This window comes from Pseudomonas sp. GW456-E7 (assembly GCF_059424105.1).
Map to the genome: position 1 here is coordinate 28,725 of NZ_JBWKZB010000035.1, position 20,419 is coordinate 49,143.

General features: G+C 60.6%; 17 protein-coding genes. 12 read left to right on the top strand and 5 right to left on the bottom strand.

Annotation, left to right across the window (positions count from 1 at the left end):
* Positions 1-81: 81 nt before the first annotated feature.
* Positions 82-192: a cytochrome c oxidase subunit CcoM gene (ccoM, locus tag AC07YV_RS20910; RefSeq protein WP_007976669.1), complete on the top strand. Its 111-nt coding sequence runs from the start codon at positions 82-84 to the stop codon at positions 190-192.
* 270 nt (positions 193-462) lie between these two features.
* On the opposite strand, the gene AC07YV_RS20915 is transcribed toward ccoM, so the two are convergent.
* Together AC07YV_RS20915 and AC07YV_RS20920 are read right to left on the bottom strand one after the other, a co-directional pair.
* On the bottom strand, positions 463-1,938 hold the full coding sequence (locus AC07YV_RS20915; RefSeq protein ID WP_102701023.1) for an inorganic phosphate transporter: 1,476 nt from the start codon (positions 1,936-1,938) through the stop codon (positions 463-465).
* Positions 1,939-2,314: 376 nt separating this feature from the next.
* Positions 2,315-2,515: a hypothetical protein gene (locus AC07YV_RS20920; protein ID WP_007976673.1), complete on the bottom strand. Its 201-nt coding sequence runs from the start codon at positions 2,513-2,515 to the stop codon at positions 2,315-2,317.
* Between the two features lie 687 nt (positions 2,516-3,202).
* Between AC07YV_RS20920 and pcaR the strand changes: the two genes are divergently transcribed.
* The 11 genes from pcaR to pcaC all read left to right on the top strand — a co-directional run bounded on the left by pcaR (position 3,203) and on the right by pcaC (position 13,978).
* Positions 3,203-4,045, top strand: a complete 843-nt coding sequence (pcaR, locus tag AC07YV_RS20925) for a pca regulon transcriptional regulator PcaR (RefSeq protein ID WP_007986334.1) — start codon at positions 3,203-3,205, stop codon at positions 4,043-4,045.
* Between the two features lie 124 nt (positions 4,046-4,169).
* Positions 4,170-5,516, top strand: coding sequence for a 4-hydroxybenzoate transporter PcaK (gene pcaK, locus AC07YV_RS20930; protein ID WP_102701024.1), 1,347 nt, complete (start codon positions 4,170-4,172; stop codon positions 5,514-5,516).
* 259 nt (positions 5,517-5,775) lie between these two features.
* Entirely contained in the window at positions 5,776-6,633 is an 858-nt protein-coding gene (locus AC07YV_RS20935; RefSeq protein ID WP_007976681.1) for a CoA transferase subunit A, read from the top strand.
* Complete coding sequence (locus AC07YV_RS20940) at positions 6,633-7,412, top strand: CoA-transferase subunit beta (RefSeq protein WP_102701025.1); 780 nt, start codon at positions 6,633-6,635, stop codon at positions 7,410-7,412. Before AC07YV_RS20935 ends, AC07YV_RS20940 begins: the two co-directional genes overlap by 1 nt.
* Positions 7,409-8,614: a 3-oxoadipyl-CoA thiolase gene (pcaF, locus tag AC07YV_RS20945; protein ID WP_173900829.1), complete on the top strand. Its 1,206-nt coding sequence runs from the start codon at positions 7,409-7,411 to the stop codon at positions 8,612-8,614. Before AC07YV_RS20940 ends, pcaF begins: the two co-directional genes overlap by 4 nt.
* Before the next feature lie 37 nt (positions 8,615-8,651).
* The gene (gene pcaH, locus AC07YV_RS20950) at positions 8,652-9,356 is read left to right on the top strand and encodes a protocatechuate 3,4-dioxygenase subunit beta (RefSeq protein WP_102701027.1); all 705 of its coding nucleotides are present in this window, start codon (positions 8,652-8,654) and stop codon (positions 9,354-9,356) included.
* A gap of 1 nt (position 9,357) precedes the next feature.
* On the top strand, positions 9,358-9,924 hold the full coding sequence (gene pcaG / locus AC07YV_RS20955) for a protocatechuate 3,4-dioxygenase subunit alpha (RefSeq protein ID WP_102701028.1): 567 nt from the start codon (positions 9,358-9,360) through the stop codon (positions 9,922-9,924).
* Between the two features lie 132 nt (positions 9,925-10,056).
* Positions 10,057-11,361, top strand: a complete 1,305-nt coding sequence (locus AC07YV_RS20960) for an MFS family transporter (RefSeq protein WP_102701029.1) — start codon at positions 10,057-10,059, stop codon at positions 11,359-11,361.
* Between the two features lie 45 nt (positions 11,362-11,406).
* The gene (locus AC07YV_RS20965) at positions 11,407-12,771 is read left to right on the top strand and encodes a 3-carboxy-cis,cis-muconate cycloisomerase (RefSeq protein WP_102701030.1); all 1,365 of its coding nucleotides are present in this window, start codon (positions 11,407-11,409) and stop codon (positions 12,769-12,771) included.
* A gap of 12 nt (positions 12,772-12,783) precedes the next feature.
* Positions 12,784-13,575, top strand: a complete 792-nt coding sequence (pcaD, locus tag AC07YV_RS20970) for a 3-oxoadipate enol-lactonase (RefSeq protein ID WP_102701031.1) — start codon at positions 12,784-12,786, stop codon at positions 13,573-13,575.
* Between the two features lie 10 nt (positions 13,576-13,585).
* Positions 13,586-13,978 carry a 4-carboxymuconolactone decarboxylase gene (gene pcaC, locus AC07YV_RS20975; protein ID WP_007976697.1) on the top strand — a complete coding sequence of 131 codons (393 nt, stop codon included), beginning with the start codon at positions 13,586-13,588 and terminating at the stop codon, positions 13,976-13,978.
* 123 nt (positions 13,979-14,101) lie between these two features.
* Here the strand turns inward: pcaC and AC07YV_RS20980 are convergent, their stop codons facing one another.
* The 3 genes from AC07YV_RS20980 to emhB form a co-directional block, all read right to left on the bottom strand.
* Positions 14,102-15,361 carry an OprD family porin gene (locus AC07YV_RS20980; protein WP_102701032.1) on the bottom strand — a complete coding sequence of 420 codons (1,260 nt, stop codon included), beginning with the start codon at positions 15,359-15,361 and terminating at the stop codon, positions 14,102-14,104.
* A gap of 435 nt (positions 15,362-15,796) precedes the next feature.
* Positions 15,797-17,257 (bottom strand): efflux RND transporter outer membrane subunit EmhC, encoded by a 1,461-nt coding sequence (emhC, locus tag AC07YV_RS20985; protein ID WP_102701033.1) that lies wholly within the window; start codon positions 17,255-17,257, stop codon positions 15,797-15,799.
* Positions 17,257-20,418: an efflux RND transporter permease subunit EmhB gene (emhB, locus tag AC07YV_RS20990; RefSeq protein WP_102701034.1), complete on the bottom strand. Its 3,162-nt coding sequence runs from the start codon at positions 20,416-20,418 to the stop codon at positions 17,257-17,259. Before emhB ends, emhC begins: the two co-directional genes overlap by 1 nt.
* Between the last annotated feature and the right edge of the window lies 1 nt (position 20,419).

A 20,419-nucleotide genomic window follows, 5' to 3' on the forward strand; every position in this document is an offset into this window, starting at 1 on the left:
CATTGATCCCGGTCAATATTCTCTCCTGCCCGTTTGGTTAACCTGGCTCTATCGCAACAGGGCAAGTGCAGGAGACGCGTCATGTTTTTCGACAACGTGGTGATCGCCGGAGTGCTGACTGTCAGCCTCATGTTTGTGTTTTTTGCAGGGTTCGGACTTTTTATCTGGAAGGATTCGCACAAGCGGAAATAACCGTAGTTCTTTCTGGATGTAATGAGCACGCAAGGCATTTTGGGCAACTTCGGTTGCCCTTTTTTTTGCCTGTAAAACTCTATCGATACACGCAAACCCTGTGGGAGCGAGCTTGCTCGCGATGAGGCCATAACATTCAGCATCTATATTGACTGCAAGGCCGCTATCGCGAGCAAGCTCGCTCCCACAATGATTTGTGGTGTGGCGACAATTATGGCAATAAAAAAGGCGCGTTCCTTGCGGAGCGCGCCTTTTTCGTTTGGCTGCCTGTCAGCTGCCAAGCGCCTTCGAAGCGAGCCAGAACAACCCGGCCGACAGGGCCACGGTGGCTGGCAGGGTCAATACCCAGGCCATCAGGATGGTTCTGACGGTGCCGCCTTGCAGGCCGCTTTTATTGGCGACCATGGTGCCCGCCACGCCAGAGGACAGCACGTGGGTGGTGGAAACCGGCAGGCTGAAGATGTTCGCCATGCCGATCAGGCTGGCGGTGGTGATCTGCGCCGACATACCTTGAGAGTAAGTCATGCCTTGCTTGCCGATCTTCTCGCCAATGGTCAGTACCACGCGTTTCCAGCCAACCATGGTACCCAGGCCCAGGGCCAGCGCCACTGCCAGAATCACCCAGAACGGGGCATATTCAGTGGTAGTGGTCAGGTCTTTGCGCAGCTTGTCCAGGTCAGCCTTTTCACGGGCGCCGAGGGTTGGCAACTTGCTGACCTTCTTCGCCGTGTCGTCCAGGCAGAGCAGGTAACGACGTACTTCGATGCGGCTTTCCGATGGCAGCGAGTGGTAGTCAGCTACACCCTTGAGGGTACCGAGCAGGGCGGTGATGGTCGGTTCGGTCTGTTGCGGGTTGCAACGGAATTTTTCCGGCAGATCGCCTTCCACGCTCTTGCCCAGGGCCAGGAACTCGCCCAGGGTTTCCGAGTTGCGCTGGTAGAACTGGCTCAGGTGCAGCGTGGCGTCGCGGGTACGCTCGATCTGATAGGTCGTGCTGTTCAGGTCGAGGACGAACTGCGCCGGAACGATACCGATCAGGACAAGCATGATCAGGCCGATACCCTTCTGGCCATCGTTGGAACCGTGCACGAAACTCACGGCCATGGCCGAGATCACCAGTACCAGGCGATTCCAGAACGGCGGATGCTTCTTGTCGTCGATCTTGCGGCGCTGTTCCGGTGTCTTGTGCATCTTCGACAGCGGACGCCACCATTTAAGACCGATCAGGATCAGCGCGGCGATCAGGAAACCTGCCATTGGCGAGAACACCAGTGACATGGCGATATCGATCGCCTTTTGCCAGTTCACGCCGTCGGCCAACGGAATATCGTTGATCAGGGCGTTGGCCAGGCCGACACCGAGGATCGAACCGATCAGCGTGTGGGAGCTGGAAGCGGGAATACCGAAGTACCAGGTGCCCAGGTTCCAGGTAATGGCGGCGGCGAGCAACGAGAACACCATGGCCAGTCCGTGACCGGTGTTCACATTGATCAGCAGTTCTACCGGCAGCAGGTGGACGATGGCATACGCCACGCCGACCCCGCCCAGCAGCACGCCGAGGAAGTTGAACACCCCGGAGAAAAACACCGCCAGGTGAGGCGGCATGGCTTTGGTGTAGATAACGGTGGCCACCGCGTTAGCGGTGTCATGAAAGCCGTTGATGAACTCGAAGGCGAGGACAAAGGCCAGGGCGAGCAAGAGGCTCACAAGCACCCAAGCATCCAGTCCGCTGAATAAATCGATCATGAAGGTTTTCTGACCCGGTCATAAGGGGGCGCGATTATGCCAGAAAAGACTGCCAATCAATGCACTAGCTGCTCATCGGTAACATTCTTCAACGAATTTTTTTGCCGCGGCACCCAAAACCCAAGGGTTTTGCTGTGTTTTTTAACTTGTTGATTTTTCTTGAAAAGATCGACGTAGCAAGAGATTCGCACCGCTGAAGGATGGGGGCGAATACCTGTACGAAATATCTGAGAAATATGTCAGATACCAAAATCTGCCTTCATCCGGGGAGGGCAGTGGCCGCTGCCCGCTCGTAGCGGGCGCGCAAGGCGACCTCTATACATCCCGCTTTTAACAGGTGCAGAGGCAGGTCCTTGTAAGGTTCAGGCCGAAGCAGTCATGGCTCTTCGGCTTTGAGTTCCTTTTCCATTTTTTCAAGTTCTTGCTGGAAAACCTGATCCTGAACGGTGGCGCGTTTACGCCAGGGTTTGCGTTCCGGTTCGGGTTGAGCGGCGTAAGTGGTGACTTCTCCGCCGTAAACTTCCTTGTAGCGTTGTTCCTGGCGCTCTAGTTCCGCGCGCAGTTCGTCTTTCGTCACAGTGCTACCTGATTGAGTTGGGATAAATTCTGGTGAAAACGCGCTGCATCAAATCGATTGATCACGTCCGTCGAATGGCAATGCCCGTCAAGGCATCGTTTTGGCAACAACCGGGATCAATACTTCCATGTCACAGGCGGCCACGGCACCAGAGATAAACAGCTGACGTAGCTTCAGTTTCCTGTTTCAGCAAGCGCACTGGCAAGGCGGTGCAATGCAGATCTGGCGCTTGCAATGGGCAACGGAGATGGAACATCGCATTGCCGGGCAGCAGGTCCGGCAAGTAAAAAAACCGGAGTGCTACTGAATTGTATTATAGCGGCCTATTTGAAGAACACTATATCCAAGAGTTAAAAGCAGGTCTTGGGAGGGGCAGTTTTGTTGTGCAGAACTTTACGTTCTACTAGAACGTCGACTGATCCCTGATTGCTGCGATGCCTTTCTGACGCCATTAAGTCGAACAAGTTACGGTATTTAGAATGCCTCATTAAGGCCCTGGGGCGATCGGCTGTAAACGAGTTCGTGATTCAGCGAAAAACGGATATCAGCGCACTCGGTGATTGACACAGTGGATTGCGATTATCGGTCGAGCGTTCGATAATCGCCCGAAGTTGAGAGGCCGGGCTTGAGCGTAAGGCGGTAGCCCTTTGTAATAGTCGCTGATCCGAGTGGGTAAAAGGACCTTGTATGAACGATCAAATGCGCAATTCCTTCGCTTCAGTGGCTCCCCCCATCGTTGCCTCACCGGCCAAACGGATCCAGGCACTGACCGGCGACCCGGATTTCATGACGTCCCTGGCCCGTGGCCTGGCTGTGGTGCAAGCGTTCCAGGAGCGCAAACGGCACCTGACCATTGCCCAGATCAGCCACCGCACGGAAATTCCCCGCGCCGCCGTGCGCCGTTGCCTGCACACCCTGATCAAACTCGGCTACGCCACCACCGACGGCCGCACCTATTCGTTGCTGCCCAAAGTGCTGACCCTCGGCCATGCCTATGTGTCATCAACGCCGCTGGCGGTTTCCGCCCAACCTTATCTGGACCGCATGAGCGAACAGCTGCACGAAGCCTGCAACATGGCCACGCTGGAAGGTGATGACATTCTGTACATCGCCCGCTCCGCGACCACCCAGCGCCTGATTTCGGTGGACCTGTCGGTGGGCGGGCGCCTGCCGGCCTATTGCACGTCGATGGGGCGGATTCTGCTGGCCGCTCTGGACGACACGTCGCTGGGCGAATACCTGGACCACGCCGAACTGCAGGCCAAGACGAGTCGCACGATTCACACCCCCGAGGCATTGCTCGAATGCCTGCAAGAGGTGCGACAGCAAGGTTGGTGCATCGTCGATCAGGAACTTGAGCAAGGGCTGCGCTCGATTGCCGTCCCGGTGTACGACGCCTCCGGCCAGGTGGTCGCGGCCCTCAATGTCAGCACCCACGCCGGGCGAGTCAGTCGTAACGAGCTGGAACAACGCTTTCTGCCTGGCCTGCTGAGTGCCAGCCGCGACCTCAGTACCCAATTGTTCACCTAAGCTGTTCGATAAACGCACAGAGTCGCGTTTGGCGAATTGACGCTGTTTCCTGTGGATCATTACTGTCGCGTCTGCGTCAGCCCCGGCTGGCCCCTTTTCGACTGTGATCCATGGAATAAAAATAATGAACCAGCCCCAGTCTGCTGTAGGAAACTGCCTTGACGTGCAGTCCTTCATCAATGCCCAACCCATTTCGCGCTACCAGTGGCGGGTAGTCATCCTGTGTTTCCTGATTGTCTTTCTCGACGGCCTCGATACCGCGGCCATGGGCTTCATTGCGCCGGCCCTTTCGCAGGATTGGGGAATCGATCGCGCCAGCCTCGGGCCGGTGATGAGCGCGGCTCTGATCGGCATGGTCTTTGGTGCACTGGGCTCCGGGCCATTGGCTGACCGCTTTGGGCGAAAAGTCGTACTGGTCGGGGCGGTGTTGTTGTTCGGTGCCTTCAGCCTGGCTTCGGCCTACAGCACCAACGTCGAGCAATTGCTGGTGTTGCGCTTTTTAACCGGGTTGGGCTTGGGCGCCGGCATGCCGAACGCCACGACCCTGCTGTCGGAGTACACCCCGGAGCGCAAGAAGTCCCTGTTGGTGACCAGCATGTTCTGCGGTTTCAACCTCGGCATGGCCGGCGGCGGATTTATCTCGGCCAAGCTCATTCCGGCCTTTGGCTGGCACAGCCTGCTGCTGATCGGCGGAGTCCTGCCGCTGATCCTCGCCGTCGTTTTGCTGTTCTGGCTGCCGGAGTCGGCGCGTTACCTGGTGGTGCGTAACCGCGGGACGGACAAAGTGCGCAAGGCACTGGCGCCGATTGACCCGACGGTGGTGGCCCAGGCGTCCAGCTTCAGCGTGCCGGAACAGAAAACCGTGAAGGCGCGCAATGTGTTTGCGGTGATCTTCTCCGGCACCTACAGCGTCGGCACCTTGCTGCTATGGCTGACCTACTTCATGGGCCTGGTGATCGTCTATCTGCTGACCAGCTGGCTGCCGACGCTGATGCGTGACAGTGGCGCGAGCATGGAACAGGCCGCCTTCATCGGCGCGTTGTTCCAGTTCGGTGGCGTGCTGAGTGCGGTGGGCGTGGGCTGGGCGATGGACCGGTTCAATCCGCACAAGGTCATCGGCACTTTCTACCTGCTGGCCGGGGTGTTTGCCTACGCGGTGGGGCAGAGCCTGGGCAACATCACAATACTGGCGACGCTGGTGCTGGTGGCGGGGATGTGTGTCAACGGTGCGCAATCGGCGATGCCGTCTCTGGCGGCACGTTTTTACCCGACTCAGGGGCGGGCCACCGGCGTGTCGTGGATGCTCGGGATCGGCCGCTTCGGCGCGATTCTCGGGGCGTGGATGGGCGCGACGCTGCTGGGGCTGGGCTGGAACTTCGAGCAAGTGCTGACGGCACTGGTGATTCCGGCGGCGCTGGCGACCACGGCCGTGGTGATCAAGGGCATGGTCAGTCATGCGGATGCGACCTGATTAGGGGTGTAGCCAGAAAAGATCGCAGCCTGCGGCAGCTCCTACAGGTGCACGAATTCCTCTGTAGGAGCTGCCGAAGGCTGCGATCTTTTAGGGGCAACCTAAAAGATAGCCAGACAACAATGCGTTCGATTATCGAACGGTTAGTCGATTATCGGATTGTTTGGTGTTTTGCACAGGCTTAACCTTCAGTCATTCCGGCGCTGCGCATCGGCGCCTTCTTCCACTGTCGGTTAACAACAAACGGGAGCCTGCCCCAATGGCTGAAATTCTTTCGCTGCACGACGCGGTGAAGCAATTCGTGAACGACGGCGATACGGTCGCGCTCGAAGGCTTCACCCACCTGATCCCGACTGCCGCGGGTCACGAAATCATTCGCCAGGGCAAGAAAGACCTGACCCTGGTGCGGATGACCCCTGACCTGATCTACGACCAGTTGATCGGTGCCGGTTGTGCCCGCAAGCTGATTTTCTCCTGGGGCGGCAACCCCGGTGTCGGCTCCCTGCATCGCCTGCGTGACGCCGTCGAGAAACAGTGGCCGCACCCGCTGGAAATCGAAGAGCACAGCCACGCCGACCTGGCCAATGCCTACGTCGCCGGCGCTTCCGGCCTGCCGTTCGCGGTACTGCGTGCCTACGCCGGTTCCGACCTGCCGAAGGTCAACCCGCTGATCAAGTCCGTTACCTGCCCGTTCACCGGCGAAGTGCTGGCCGCCGTGCCTTCGGTGCGCCCGGACATCACCGTGATCCATGCGCAGAAAGCCGACCGCAAAGGCAACGTCCTGCTCTGGGGCATCCTCGGCGTGCAGAAAGAAGCCGCACTGGCCGCCAAGCGCTGCATCGTCACCGTTGAAGAGATTGTCGATGACCTGAATGCACCGATGAACGCCTGCGTGCTGCCAACCTGGGCCTTGAGCGCGGTCTGTCACGTGCCTGGCGGTGCGCATCCGTCCTACGCCCACGGTTACACCGAACGCGACAACCGCTTCTACCAGGCCTGGGACCCGATTGCCCGCGACCGTGAAACCTTCACCGCGTGGATCAACGAATACATCCACGGCAGCGCTGACTTCAGCGAGTTCCAGGCCAAACTGGCCGCCGCTTCGGAGGCGAAGTAATGACTTACACCACCAATGAAATGATGACCGTCGCCGCCGCTCGCCGCCTGAAGAACGGTTCTGTGTGCTTCGTTGGCATCGGCCTGCCGTCGAAAGCGGCCAACCTGGCGCGCCTGACGTCTTCGCCTGACGTGGTATTGATCTACGAATCGGGTCCGATCGGTGCCAAGCCGAGCGTATTGCCGCTGTCGATCGGTGACGGTGAGTTGGCCGAAACCGCCGACACCGTGGTTCCGACCGGCGAGATTTTCCGCTACTGGCTGCAGGGCGGGCGCATCGACGTCGGTTTCCTCGGCGCGGCGCAGGTCGACCGCTTCGGCAACATCAACACCACCGTGGTCGGCGATTACCACGCGCCGAAAGTGCGTCTGCCGGGCGCCGGTGGCGCACCGGAGATTGCCGGTTCCGCCAAGAGCGTGTTGATTATCCTCAAGCAGTCGGCGCGCTCCTTTGTCGACAAACTCGACTTCATTACCTCGGTCGGCCACGGCGAGGGCGGCGATTCGCGCAAGCGTCTCGGCCTGCCAGGCGCCGGTCCGGTCGGCATCATTACTGACCTGTGCATCATGGAGCCGGAAGCCGGCACCCATGAGTTCGTGGTCACTGCACTGCACCCGGGCGTGACCCGCGAGCAAGTGGTCGCCGCCACCGGTTGGGCAATCCGTTTTGCCGATAACGTTGAGCAAACCGCCGAGCCGACTGAAGTCGAACTGACCGCGCTGCGCGATCTCGAAGCCCGTACCGCAGCGGCCCACGGCCAAGCCCCCGGAGAAGCGTGATGCGTGACGTTTATATCTGCGACGCGATTCGTACCCCCATCGGCCGTTTCGGCGGCGGTCTGTCGACGGTGCGTGCCGACGACCTGGCCGCCGTGCCGATCAAGGCCTTGATAGAGCGCAACCCGTCGGTGGACTGGAGCGCCGTGGACGAGGTGTTCCTCGGCTGCGCCAACCAGGCCGGCGAAGACAACCGTAACGTCGCGCGCATGGCGCTGCTGTTGGCGGGGCTGCCGGAAACCATTCCCGGCGTGACCCTCAACCGCCTTTGTGCTTCGGGCATGGATGCCATCGGCACCGCGTTCCGCGCCATCGCCAGCGGCGAGATGGAGCTGGCGATTGCCGGCGGCGTCGAGTCGATGTCCCGTGCGCCGTTCGTGATGGGCAAGGCCGACGCGGCGTTCTCGCGCAACATGAAACTCGAAGACACCACCATCGGCTGGCGTTTCATCAACCCGCTGATGAAAGCCCAGTACGGCGTGGACGCGATGCCGCAGACCGCCGACAACGTGGCCGACGACTACAAAGTGTCCCGCGAAGATCAGGACGCCTTTGCCCTGCGCAGCCAGCAGCGCACTGCCGTCGCACAAGCCGCCGGGTTCTTCGCTGAAGAAATCGTCGAAGTGCGAGTTGCCCACAAGAAGGGTGAAACCGTGGTCAGCCAGGACGAGCACCCTCGCGCCGACACCACACTGGAAGCCCTGACTAAACTGAAACCGGTCAACGGCCCGGACAAAACCGTCACCGCCGGCAATGCCTCGGGTGTGAACGACGGTGCCGCCGCATTGATCCTGGCCTCGGCCGAAGCCGTGAAGAAACATGGCCTGATCGCCCGCGCCAAAGTGCTGGGCATGGCCAGCGCCGGTGTTGCACCGCGGGTAATGGGCATCGGCCCGGTGCCGGCGGTGCGCAAACTGACCGAGCGCCTCGGCGTGGCGGTCAGCGACTTCGATGTGATCGAACTCAACGAAGCCTTCGCCAGCCAGGGCCTGGCGGTACTACGTGAACTGGGGATCGCCGACGATGCCGCCCAGGTCAACCCGAACGGTGGCGCGATTGCCCTGGGCCATCCGTTGGGCATGAGCGGTGCGCGTCTGGTGCTGACGGCGTTGCATCAGCTGGAAAAAACCGGTGGCAAGAAAGGTCTGGCGACCATGTGCGTCGGTGTCGGCCAGGGTCTGGCTTTGGCAATCGAACGGGTCTGACACACCCTGTCGGCTAACAAGAACTGAGGAAAGAGTAATGACTGACAAGCCTGGTTACCGTCGCCCGCAGGAGGGTACTCAGCCGGAGTACCTGCATCCGACCTATCAATCCACCAACCTGCGCTCGCCGTCCAAGCCGTTGGTGTTTCTGCCCCATTCGTTGTCGGAAATCACCGGGCCAACCGTCGGCGCCGAGCGCATCAACGAGAAGGACAATGACCTCACCGCTCAGCACGAAGGTCAGCCACAGGGTGAGCGCATCATCATCCACGGCCGTGTGCTGGACGAAAACGGTCTGCCGGTTCCGGGGATTCTGGTGGAGATCTGGCAGGCCAACGCCGCCGGTCGCTACGCCCATGCCCGTGACCTGCACGACGCGCCGCTGGACCCGAACTTCACCGGCACCGGCCGTACCGTGACCGACGCCGATGGCTGGTACCAGTTCCAGACCATCAAGCCCGGCGCCTATCCGTGGGGCAACCACCACAACGCCTGGCGCCCGGCGCACATCCATTTCTCGCTGTTCGGGCCGAGCATCCTGACGCGCCTGGTGACGCAAATGTATTTCCCGGGCGACCCGCTGCTGGCGTACGACCCGATCTACAACTGCGTGCCCGATACCCGCGCCAAAGAGCGCTTGATCGCCTCGTTCGACCTGGAAAAAACCATCCCGTCCTATGCCCTCGGTTATCGCTGGGACATCGTTTTGCGCGGCCGCGACGCCACGCCGATGGAGAAATAAGATGACGCTGACTGCGACCACGTCCCACACCGTCGGGCCGTACTACCACATCGGCCTGACCTGGCTGAACCGCGAAGACCTGACCGTTGAACAAACCCTGGGCGAGCGCGTGGCGATCACCGGGCAAGTGCTCGACGGCAATGGCGACATCGTCAACGACGCGATGCTGGAAGTCTGGCAGGCCAACGCCGCCGGTAAGTATGACCATCCGGAGGACGACCAGGAAAAACCCCTGGACCCGAATTTCGAAGGCTTTGGCCGGGTGCCGGTGGATGCCGAAGGGCGTTTTCGTTTCACGACCATCAAGCCGGGAACGGTCGAGGGACTCAAAGGCACGACTCAGGCACCGCACCTGGTGGTACTGGTGTTTGCCCGTGGTCTGGTGAAGCACCTGCTGACACGGATCTACTTTGAGGGTGATGCGGCCAACGTGAACGATCCGTTGCTGGAATGCGTGCCGGCCGAGCGTCGCGGTACCTTGCTGGCCCGGAAGGATGCGTCGGGTGTTTATCAGTGGAATGTGATTCTGCAAGGCACTGATGCGGAGACGGTGTTCTTCGATTATTAAGACCCAGATCAAAAGATCGCAGCCTGCATGCCATGCCTTTGTAGGAGCTGCCGCAGGCTGCGATCTTTTGTGTGGAACGGGACTGTTACAAAGTATGTCTAGACTCTCACAGTCCCCATTGAGTGAAAAACAATGACAACGACCACAGCTACACAACCGCTATACACCGGTGAGGAGCGCAGCAAGCGGATCTTCGCCATCGTCGGCGCCTCGTCCGGCAATCTGGTCGAATGGTTCGACTTCTACGTCTACGCCTTCTGTGCGATCTATTTCGCCCCGGCGTTTTTCCCGTCCGATAACCCCACCGTGCAGTTGGTCAATACCGCAGGCGTGTTCGCCGCCGGGTTCCTGATGCGGCCGATTGGCGGCTGGATTTTCGGTCGGTTGGCGGACAAGCACGGGCGCAAGAATTCGATGCTGATCTCGATTCTGATGATGTGCTTCGGCTCCTTGCTTATCGCCTGCTTGCCGACCTACAACAGCATCGGGGTCTGGGCACCGATCCTGTTGCTGTTCGCCCGTTTGCTGCAAGGCTTGTCGGTGGGCGGTGAGTACGGCACCACGGCGACCTACATGAGCGAAGTGGCGCTCAAGGGCCAGCGCGGCTTCTTCGCTTCATTCCAGTACGTGACCCTGATTGGCGGGCAACTGTTGGCAGTGTCGCTGGTGGTGATCCTGCAACAGTTCCTCAATGAAGACGAATTGCGTGCCTACGGCTGGCGGATTCCCTTTGTGGTCGGTGCCATGGCGGCGCTGGTTTCGCTGTATCTGCGTCGTTCGCTGAAAGAAACCACCAGCAAGGAAATGCGCGAAAACAAGGACGCCGGCAGCATCAGCGCGTTGTTTCGCGACCATAAGGCCGCGTTCATCACCGTACTCGGCTACACCGCCGGTGGCTCGCTGATTTTCTACACCTTCACCACGTACATGCAGAAGTACCTGGTGAACACCGCCGGCATGCCGGCCAAGACCGCCAGCTATATCATGACCGGCGCGCTGTTCCTCTACATGTGCATGCAACCGGTTTTCGGCATGCTCGCCGACAAGATCGGCCGGCGTAACTCGATGCTCTGGTTCGGTGCCCTCGGCACCCTGTTCACTGTGCCGATCCTGTTGAGCCTGAAAAGTGTCAGCAGTCCGTTCCTGGCCTTCGTGCTGATCACCCTGGCGCTGGCAATCGTCAGTTTCTACACCTCGATCAGTGGCCTGGTGAAAGCCGAGATGTTTCCGCCGGAGGTGCGTGCATTGGGTGTCGGCCTGGCGTATGCGGTGGCGAATGCGATCTTCGGCGGTTCGGCGGAGTATGTGGCCTTGAGCCTCAAGGCCGTGGGCATGGAAAACTCCTTCTACTGGTACGTGACGGTGATGATGGCGATAGCCTTCCTGTTCAGCCTGCGACTGCCGAAACAGGCGAAGTATCTGCATCACGATCTTTGATCTTCACGCGTGGGCCGCAAAGGCCCGCGCTTTCAGGAACTGTTTATGAACCAGCGACCGGGCAATCAATTGTTCGATGCCTATTTCACCGCCCGCGATATGCGTGACGTGTTCTGCGATCAGGGCCGGGTCCAGGCCATGCTCGATTTCGAAGCGGCACTGGCCCGGGCGCAAGCGCGAGTCGGCTTGATACCATCGAGTGCAGTCGCGCCGATTGAGGCGGCCTGCAGCGCCGGGCTCTACGACTTTGCGGCGTTGGGTGAGGCGATTGCCACGGCGGGTAACTCGGCGATTCCGTTGGTCAAGGCGCTGGGCAAGCAGATCGCTGCGCAGAATGCCGAGGCCGAGCGTTACGTGCATCTGGGCGCGACCAGCCAGGATGTGATGGACAGCGGCCTGGTGCTGCAATTGCGTCGAGCGCTGGAGCTGATCGAAAGCGATCTGGCGCAACTGGGGCAAACCCTTGCGACGCAGGCCGAACGATATGTGGCCACGCCATTGGCCGGGCGCACCTGGTTGCAGCATGCAACGCCGGTGACCCTGGGCATGAAAATCGCCGGTTGGCTGGGCGCCGTGACCCGCAGTCGCCAACGCCTGGCCGAATTGAAGCCGCGTTTGCTGGTGCTGCAATTCGGCGGTGCGTCCGGCACCCTTGCGGCACTTGGCGAGCAGGCCATGCCGATTGCCCAGGCGCTGGCCGAAGAACTGCAACTGACCTTGCCCGAGCAACCGTGGCACACCCAGCGCGATCGTGTGGTGGAGTTCGGCGCGGTGCTCGGGTTGATTGCCGGCAGTCTCGGCAAACTCGGTCGCGACGTCAGCCTGCTGATGCAAACCGAAGCCGCCGAAGTGTTCGAACCTTCGGCGCCGGGCAAGGGCGGTTCCTCGACCATGCCGCACAAGCGCAATCCGGTGGGCGCGGCAGTGTTGATCGGCGCGGCGACGCGTGTACCCGGTTTGCTCTCGACGCTGTTCAGCGCCATGCCTCAGGAACACGAGCGCAGTCTTGGCCTGTGGCATGCCGAGTGGGAAACCCTGCCGGAGATTTGCTGCCTGGTGTCGGGCAGCCTGCAGCAAGCTTTGCTGATCGCCCAAGGACTGGAAGTGGATGCCGGGCGCATGGCGCACAACCTCGATCTGACCCAGGGCCTGGTGCTCGCCGAAGCGGTGAGCATCGTCCTCGCCCAACGGGTCGGCCGCGATACCGCACACCATCTGCTCGAACGCTGCTGCAAACGTGCGGTGGCCGAACAGCGTCACCTGCGAGCTGTCCTCGGCGACGAACCGCAAGTGACCGCCGAGCTGTCGGCGGCTGAACTCGATCATCTGCTGGACCCTGCTCATTACCTCGGCCAGGCCAAAACCTGGGTCGAGCGGGCGGTGGCCGAACATTCTGCATTGACTGCCTGAAGGAGAATCGCTGTGGCTTTTGTACAACTCGCCGAGGGCGAACTGCATTATCAACTGGATGGACCGGTCGATGCGCCGGTGCTGGTGCTGTCCAACTCTTTGGGCACCGACCTGCACATGTGGGACGCGCAAATCCCGGCGTTCTCCGAGCATTTTCGCGTGTTGCGTTTTGACACCCGCGGCCATGGCCAGTCATTGGTGACACCGGGGCCTTACAGCATCGAGCAACTGGGCCACGACGTGCTCGCCTTGCTGGATGCCTTGCACATCGAGCACGCACATTTTTGTGGTTTGTCCATGGGCGGGCTGATTGGCCAGTGGCTGGGGATCAATGCCGGCGAGCGCCTGAACAAGCTGATCGTGTGCAACACCGCGGCGAAAATCGGCGATCCGTCAGTGTGGAACCCGCGTATCGAAATGGTCCTGCGTGATGGCCAGGCAGCCATGGTTGCCTTGCGCGATGCCTCGATTGCCCGCTGGTTCACCCCGGACTTCTCCGCCGCCAACCCGGCGGCGGCCAAGCAGATTACCGACATGCTCGCGGCCACTTCGCCCGAAGGCTATGCGGCCAATTGCGCGGCGGTGCGTGATGCCGATTTCCGCGAGCGGTTGTCCTCGATCAAGGCGCCGTTGCTGGTGATTGCCGGGACCGAAGACGCGGTGACGCCGCCATCCGGTGGGCATTTCATTCAGGAACATGTGCGCGGGGCCGAGTACGCCGAGTTCTACGCCGCGCATTTGTCCAACGTCCAGGCAGGCGATGCGTTCAGCGAGTGCGTGCTGGCGTTTCTGTCGGCTGATTGAGGGGATATTCGTGGACGAAAAACAACGTTATGACGAGGGTATGAAGGTCCGTCGCGCGGTCCTTGGGGACGCGCATGTCGACCGCAGCCTGACGACCCTGACCGAGTTCAACTCGGAGTTTCAGGAGATGATCACCCGCCACGCCTGGGGCGACATCTGGACCCGCCCGGGCCTGCCGCGCCATACCCGCAGCCTGATCACCATCGCCATGCTGATCGGCATGAACCGCGAGGGCGAACTCAAACTGCACCTGCGCGCCGCCGCCAACAATGGCGTGAGCCGTGGCGAGATCAAGGAAGTGATCATGCAGAGCGCCATCTACTGCGGCATTCCGGCGGCCAATGCGACCTTCCACCTGGCCGAATCGGTGTGGGATGAGTTGGGGGTCGAGTCGCGGGAGTAAGCGGTAAAACGGTGAACAACCTGTGGGAGCGAGCTTGCTCGCGATGGCGTCGGCACATTCACTATTGATGTCGCCTGATACACCGCCATCGCGAGCAAGCTCGCTCCCACATTTGTTTTGTGTTTACAGCAGGCTGATCGGATAGCTGATGATCAACCGGTTCTCATCGAACTCGTTATTGCTGTAATCCCGGCGCATGGTCGAGTTGCGCCATTTCAGGTTCAGGTCTTTCAGCACGCCGCTTTGCACGGTGTAGGCCAGTTCCGATTCACGTCCCCATTCCTTGCCGTCGGTGATGCTGCCGGTGTGCACATTGTCGCCGCTGATATAGCGGTTCATCAGGGTCAGGCCCGGTACGCCAAGGGCGGCGAAGTTGTAGTCGTGGCGCACCTGCCAGGATTTCTCCCGGGCATTGTCGTAGCTGGAGTTGTAGCTGTCGTTGGCCAGGGTGCCGCCGCTGGTGCCGTTGACCCGCATCCAGGCGCTGTCGCCGGTGAGTTTCTGCAGGCCGACGTAGAAGGTGTGGCCGCCGTATTTGGCCGAGAACAACCCGTACAGGGTTTTGTTGTCCAGCTCACCGGCCCGGGCGCTGCCGTCATCCTTGCCGTAGAAGAAACCCAGGTTGGCGCCCAGGGTCCAGTCGCCAAGCGGCTGGCTGTGGATCAGGTTGACGAATTGCTGGCTGTAGATGTCCTTGAGCTCGGCGTTCCACAGACCAATCTGGGTGCGCTTGTCATTGAACACGTACTCACCGCCCTCGAAGTTGAAACGATCGGAGGTGAACGCGGCTTTGCCGGTCATCGACATGTCGCTCATGCTGCTGTCGTCGCGCGGGCTGTTCTGGCGGAACTGGCCGCCGTAGAGCGTCAAGCCATCGATTTCCTTCGAGGTGATCTGGCCGCCACGGAAGGTTTGCGGCAGCGAACGACCGTCGTCGGAGCGCAGGATCGGCAGTACCGGCATCCATTCCCCAACCTTGACTTCGGTCTGCGACAACTTCGCCTTGAACGCCACGTTGGTGCGGCCGAAGTTGTCTGCAGGGCGGCCGTCATGGTCCAGCGGTAGCAGTTGCGTCCCACCGGTGCCTTTGCCGCCGTCGAGTTTTACCGAGTACAAACCCAGCACATCCATGCCGAACCCGACGGTGCCCTGGGTGAATCCGGACTTGGCGTCGAGGATGAAACTCTGCGTCCACTCTTCAGCCTTGCCCTGGGCCTTGGTCGGGTTGGTGAAGTTGCGATTGATGTAGAAGTTGCGCAGGTTCAGGTTGACCTTGGCGCCCTCGACAAAGCCCGACTCCTCGGCGCTGGCGGGCAGGGCCGCGCAGGCCAGGGCAATGGCGATCAGGCTGGGAACGAAGTACGGCGCGGGAGAAGGCGTCATGAGCTCGGGTCTCTCTAATTCTTGGATGAAACGGGGTGATGCCGCAACCTGGGGGTTGCAGACGAACAGTCGAAATCATGAAAAGCGAAGCGGATCAGCCGGGGAGGGCAGGGCGCGGGGGCATGGTGTCGAACCTGTTGTTATTGGTTTTGTGGTTCGGATGGTGCGTGGAATGTACTGGATGGTTCAATCGTAAAAAGCGGGTTTTGGGCGATTATCGAACATTAGATTGACTGTGATTTTTGTGCTGTTCTTGCGCGCCTCATCGCTGGCAAGCCAGCTCCCACAGTGTCCGTGTCGTACACAAAATTTGTGGATCACAGTGACCCTGTGGGAGCGGGCTTGCTCGCGAAGAGGCCATACCTGACGACACACCTTTTCCCGCTGCCAACAAAAAGCCCACCAATCGGTGGGCTTCGTGTTTTCACAGCGCTATCAGAAATACTTCATCTTCGGCGCTTGTTCCTTCAACGGCTCGTTGTTCGCCGTCTGTTCGTTCCAGCCACCACCCAGTGCCTTGTACAGGTTGACCTGACTGATCAGCTGCGCCAGGCGATCGGTGATCAGATTCTGTTCGGAGTTGAACAGCTGACGCTGGGCATCGAGGAACGTCAGGTTGCTGTCGACACCGATGCGATAACGACGCTCGGCCAGGCGGTAGTAGTCCTGGTTGGCGCTGACCAGATTACGCTGTGCCTGTACCTGATCGGTGTAGGTCCCGCGTGCGGCCAGGCCGTCGGCGACTTCCTGGAAGGCCGTTTGAATGGACTTCTCGTAGTTCGCCACACCAATGTCTTTCTGGATCTTCGAGTAATCCAGGCTGGCGCGCAGGCTGCCGGCGTTGAAGATCGGCAGGTTGATCTGCGGCTGGAACAGCCAGGTACCCGAGCCGCCCTTGAACAGGCCGGACAGGTCCGGGCTCAGGGTCCCGGCGTTGGCGGTCAAGCTGATGCTCGGGAAGAACGCTGCCCGTGCCGCGCCGATGTTGGCGTTGGCCGCCTTGAGGTTGTGCTCGGCCTGGAGGATGTCCGGACGACGTTGCAGCAAGTCCGACGGCAGGCCGGCCGGTACTTCGGCCAACAGGTCGTCGTTCAGCGGTTTCGCCGCTGGCAGGTTGGCCGGGACGCCGGTACCCAACAGCAGTACCAGGCTGTTTTCATCCTGGGCGACCTGACGGGTGTAACGGGCCAGTTGCGCACGGGCGTTTTCCACCGAGGTCCGCGACTGCGCCAGGTCCAGGGCCGAGGCGACCCCCACTTCGTTGCTGCGCGCGGTGAGCTTGTAGCTCTCCTCGAACGCGGCGAGGGTGTCCTGGGTGACTTTCAGCAGTTCCTTGTCGGCCTGCCAGGTCAGGTAGGCGTTGGCGACGCTGGCCACCAGGCTGAGCTGCGTGCTGCGCCGGCCTTCTTCGGTGGCGAAGTACTTCTGCAACGCTTCCTCGTTCAGGCTGCGAACCCGACCGAACAGGTCGAGTTCGTAGGCGTTGACGCCAACCGTTGCCGAGTAGGAACTGGTGATGCCGGCTTCGCCGGTCTGCGACGCGTTAGCCGGAAGGCGCTGGCGGCTGCCGGTGCCATTGGCCGAAACGGCCGGGAACAGGTCGGCGCGGGAGATGCGGTACTGAGCCGCAAAGGCGTCGATGTTCAGGGCCGCGACACGCAGGTCACGGTTGTTTTCCAGGGCAACCTGAATCAGCTGTTGCAGCGCCGGGTCGTGGAAAAACTGCTTCCAGCCCTGCTCGGCAGCGGCTTGCGCCGGTGCCTGGGCCGGCGAATAAGCCGGGCCCTGCGGGTATTGCCCCGCCACCGGTGCTTCGGGCTGCTGATAATCAGGTATCAGCGAGCAGCCACCGAGCACGAAGGCGGCGACTGCCAGGGAGAGTAGCGACTTGCTCATTAGCCAGCCTCTTTAGGAGTTTCAGTAGCATCATCCGGGTTGGCAATCTTACGCTGGCCAATGGACGACACGGTGACGAAGAACAGCGGGACCCAGAAGATCGCCAGCACAGTGGCCGTGATCATACCGCCGATCACGCCGGTACCGATTGCATGCTGGCTGCCCGAACCTGCGCCCGTGGATATCGCCAGTGGTACCACACCCAGAACGAAGGCGAGGGAGGTCATGATGATCGGTCGCAGACGCATGCGGCAGGCTTCGATTGCCGCGTCGCGCAAGCTACGCCCCTGTTCGTGCAGTTCCTTGGCAAATTCGACAATCAGAATGGCGTTTTTCGCCGCCAGACCGATAGTCGTCAACAGGCCTACCTGGAAGTACACGTCGTTGGACAAACCGCGCAGGCTGGTGGCCATCAGTGCACCGATGATCCCCAGCGGTACCACCAACATCACCGCGATCGGAATCGACCAGCTTTCATACAACGCCGCCAGGCACAGGAACACCATCAGCAGCGACAAGGCGTACAGCGCCGGCGCTTGCGAGCCGGACAGACGTTCCTCGTACGACAGGCCGGTCCAGGAAATACCGACACCGGCCGGCAGCTTCTTGGCAATGGCTTCGACTTCGAGCATGGCTTCACCGGTGGAGTAACCCGGTGCCGGGGCGCCGAGGATTTCCATCGCTTCCACGCCGTTGTAGCGGGCCAGTTTCGGCGAACCGTAGATCCACTCGCCCTTGGCGAATGCCGAGAACGGCACCATGGTTCCCTGGGCGTTGCGCACGTACCACTTCTGCAAGTCTTCGGGGCCCATTCGAGAGCCTGGCTGGCCTTGCACGTAAACCTTCTTCACCCGACCACGGTCGATGAAGTCGTTGACGTAGCTACTGCCCAGGGCAATCGACAGGGTGTTGTTGATGTCGGCGATGGTAATGCCCAGGGCACTGGCCTTCTCGTCATCGATTTCCAGTTGGTATTGCGGTTCGTCGTTCAGGCCGTTCGGACGCACCTGAGACAGGATCTTGCTTTGTGCGGCCATGCCAAGGAACTGGTTGCGCGCTTCCATCAGTTTTTCGTGGCCGATACCGGCGCGGTCCTGCAGGAACACGTCGAAACCGGTGGCGTTACCCAACTCCAGTACCGCCGGTGGTGCAAAGGCGAACACCATGGCATCGCGGAAGGTGAAGAAGTGCTGCTGGGCACGGGCCGCCACCTTGAACACGTTGTTGTCGGCGTTACGTTCGTCCCACGGACGCAGCATGATGAACGCCATACCCGAGCTCTGGCCACGACCGGCGAAGTTGAAGCCGGTCACGGTAAACACCGAGTTCACCGCATCGCCTTCGCCGCCATCCTTGCCTGGGCGCAGCAGGAATTCACGCATTTCATCCACGACCACCTGGGTACGCTGGGCCGTGGAGCCGGCCGGGGTTTGCACCTGGGCAAACAGTACACCCTGGTCTTCTTCCGGCAGGAACGCCGTCGGAATGCGGGTGAACAGCCAGATCATGCCCACCACGATCAGCAGGTACGCCAGCAGATACGGGATCTTGCGCTGCAGGATATTGCCCACACCACGTTCGTAGCCGCGAACGCCGCGGTCGAAATTGCGGTTGAACCAGCCAAAGAAACCACGCTTGGGTACGCCGTGCTCGCCTTTCGGAATCGGCTTGAGCATGGTGGCGCAAAGCGCCGGGGTGAAGATCAGCGCGACCAGTACCGACAGGGCCATGGCCGAGACGATGGTGATCGAGAACTGCTTGTAGATCACACCGGTGGAACCGCTGAAGAACGCCATTGGCAGCAGAACCGCCGACAACACCAGGGCGATACCGACCAGTGCGCCCTGGATCTGGCCCATGGACTTCTTGGTGGCTTCCTTCGGTGACAGGCCTTCTTCGCTCATCACCCGTTCGACGTTTTCCACCACGACGATGGCGTCGTCCACCAGCAAGCCGATGGCCAGCACCATACCGAACATGGTCAGGGTGTTGATGCTGAACCCGGCAGCCGCGAGGATCCCGAATGTACCGAGCAATACCACCGGCACGGTCATCGTGGTGATCACGGTGGCGCGGAAGTTTTGCAGGAACAGGAACATCACCAGGAACACCAGCGCGATCGCTTCGACCAGGGTGTGAACCACACCTTTGATCGACTCGGTCACCACCGGCGTGGTGTCGTACGGGAACACCACTTCCATCCCTTGCGGGAAGAACGGCTTGAGGCTGTCGATGGTCGTGCGCAGGGCCTTGGCGGTATCGAGCGCGTTGGCACCGGTGGCCAGTTTCACCGCCAGGCCGGAAGCCGGGGCGCCGTTGAACTGGGCGTTGATGCTGTAGTTCTCACCCCCCAGGCCGACTTCGGCAACATCTTTGAGGCGAACCTGGGAGCCGTCCTTGTTGACCTTGAGCAGGATCTTGTCGAATTGCTCCGCGGTCTGCAGGCGGGTCTTGCCGATGATCGTCGCGTTCAACTGGGTGCCGGGCAGGGCAGGCAGGCCGCCGAGCTGACCGGACGACACCTGGACGTTTTGCGCCGCGATGGCGGTCTTGACGTCGATCGGGGTCAGGTTGTAGTTGTTCAACTTGGCCGGGTCGAGCCAGATACGCATGGCGTACTGCGAACCGAACACCTGGAAGTCACCGACACCGGCGGTCCGCGAGATCGGGTCTTGCATGTTCGACACGATGTAGTTGGACAAGTCGTCCTTGGTCATGCTGCCGTCACGCGACACCACGCCGATCACCAGCAGGAAGTTCTTCACCGCCTTGGTGACGCGGATACCTTGCTGTTGCACTTCCTGCGGCAGCAGCGGGGTGGCCAGGTTCAGCTTGTTCTGCACCTGAACCTGCGCGGTGTCGGAGTTGGTGCCTTGCTCGAAGGTCGCGGTAATGGTCATGGTGCCGTCGGAGTTACTTTCCGACGAGACATAACGCAGGTTGTCGATACCGTTGAGCTGTTGCTCGATCACCTGAACCACGGTGTCCTGTACCGTTTGTGCCGAAGCACCCGGGTAGGTCACGGAAATGGCGATCGCCGGAGGCGCAATGCTCGGGTACTGGTTGATCGGCAACCGCAGGATCGATAGTGCCCCGACCAACATGATCACCAGGGCAATTACCCAGGCGAAAATCGGACGGTCGATAAAAAATCTCGACATG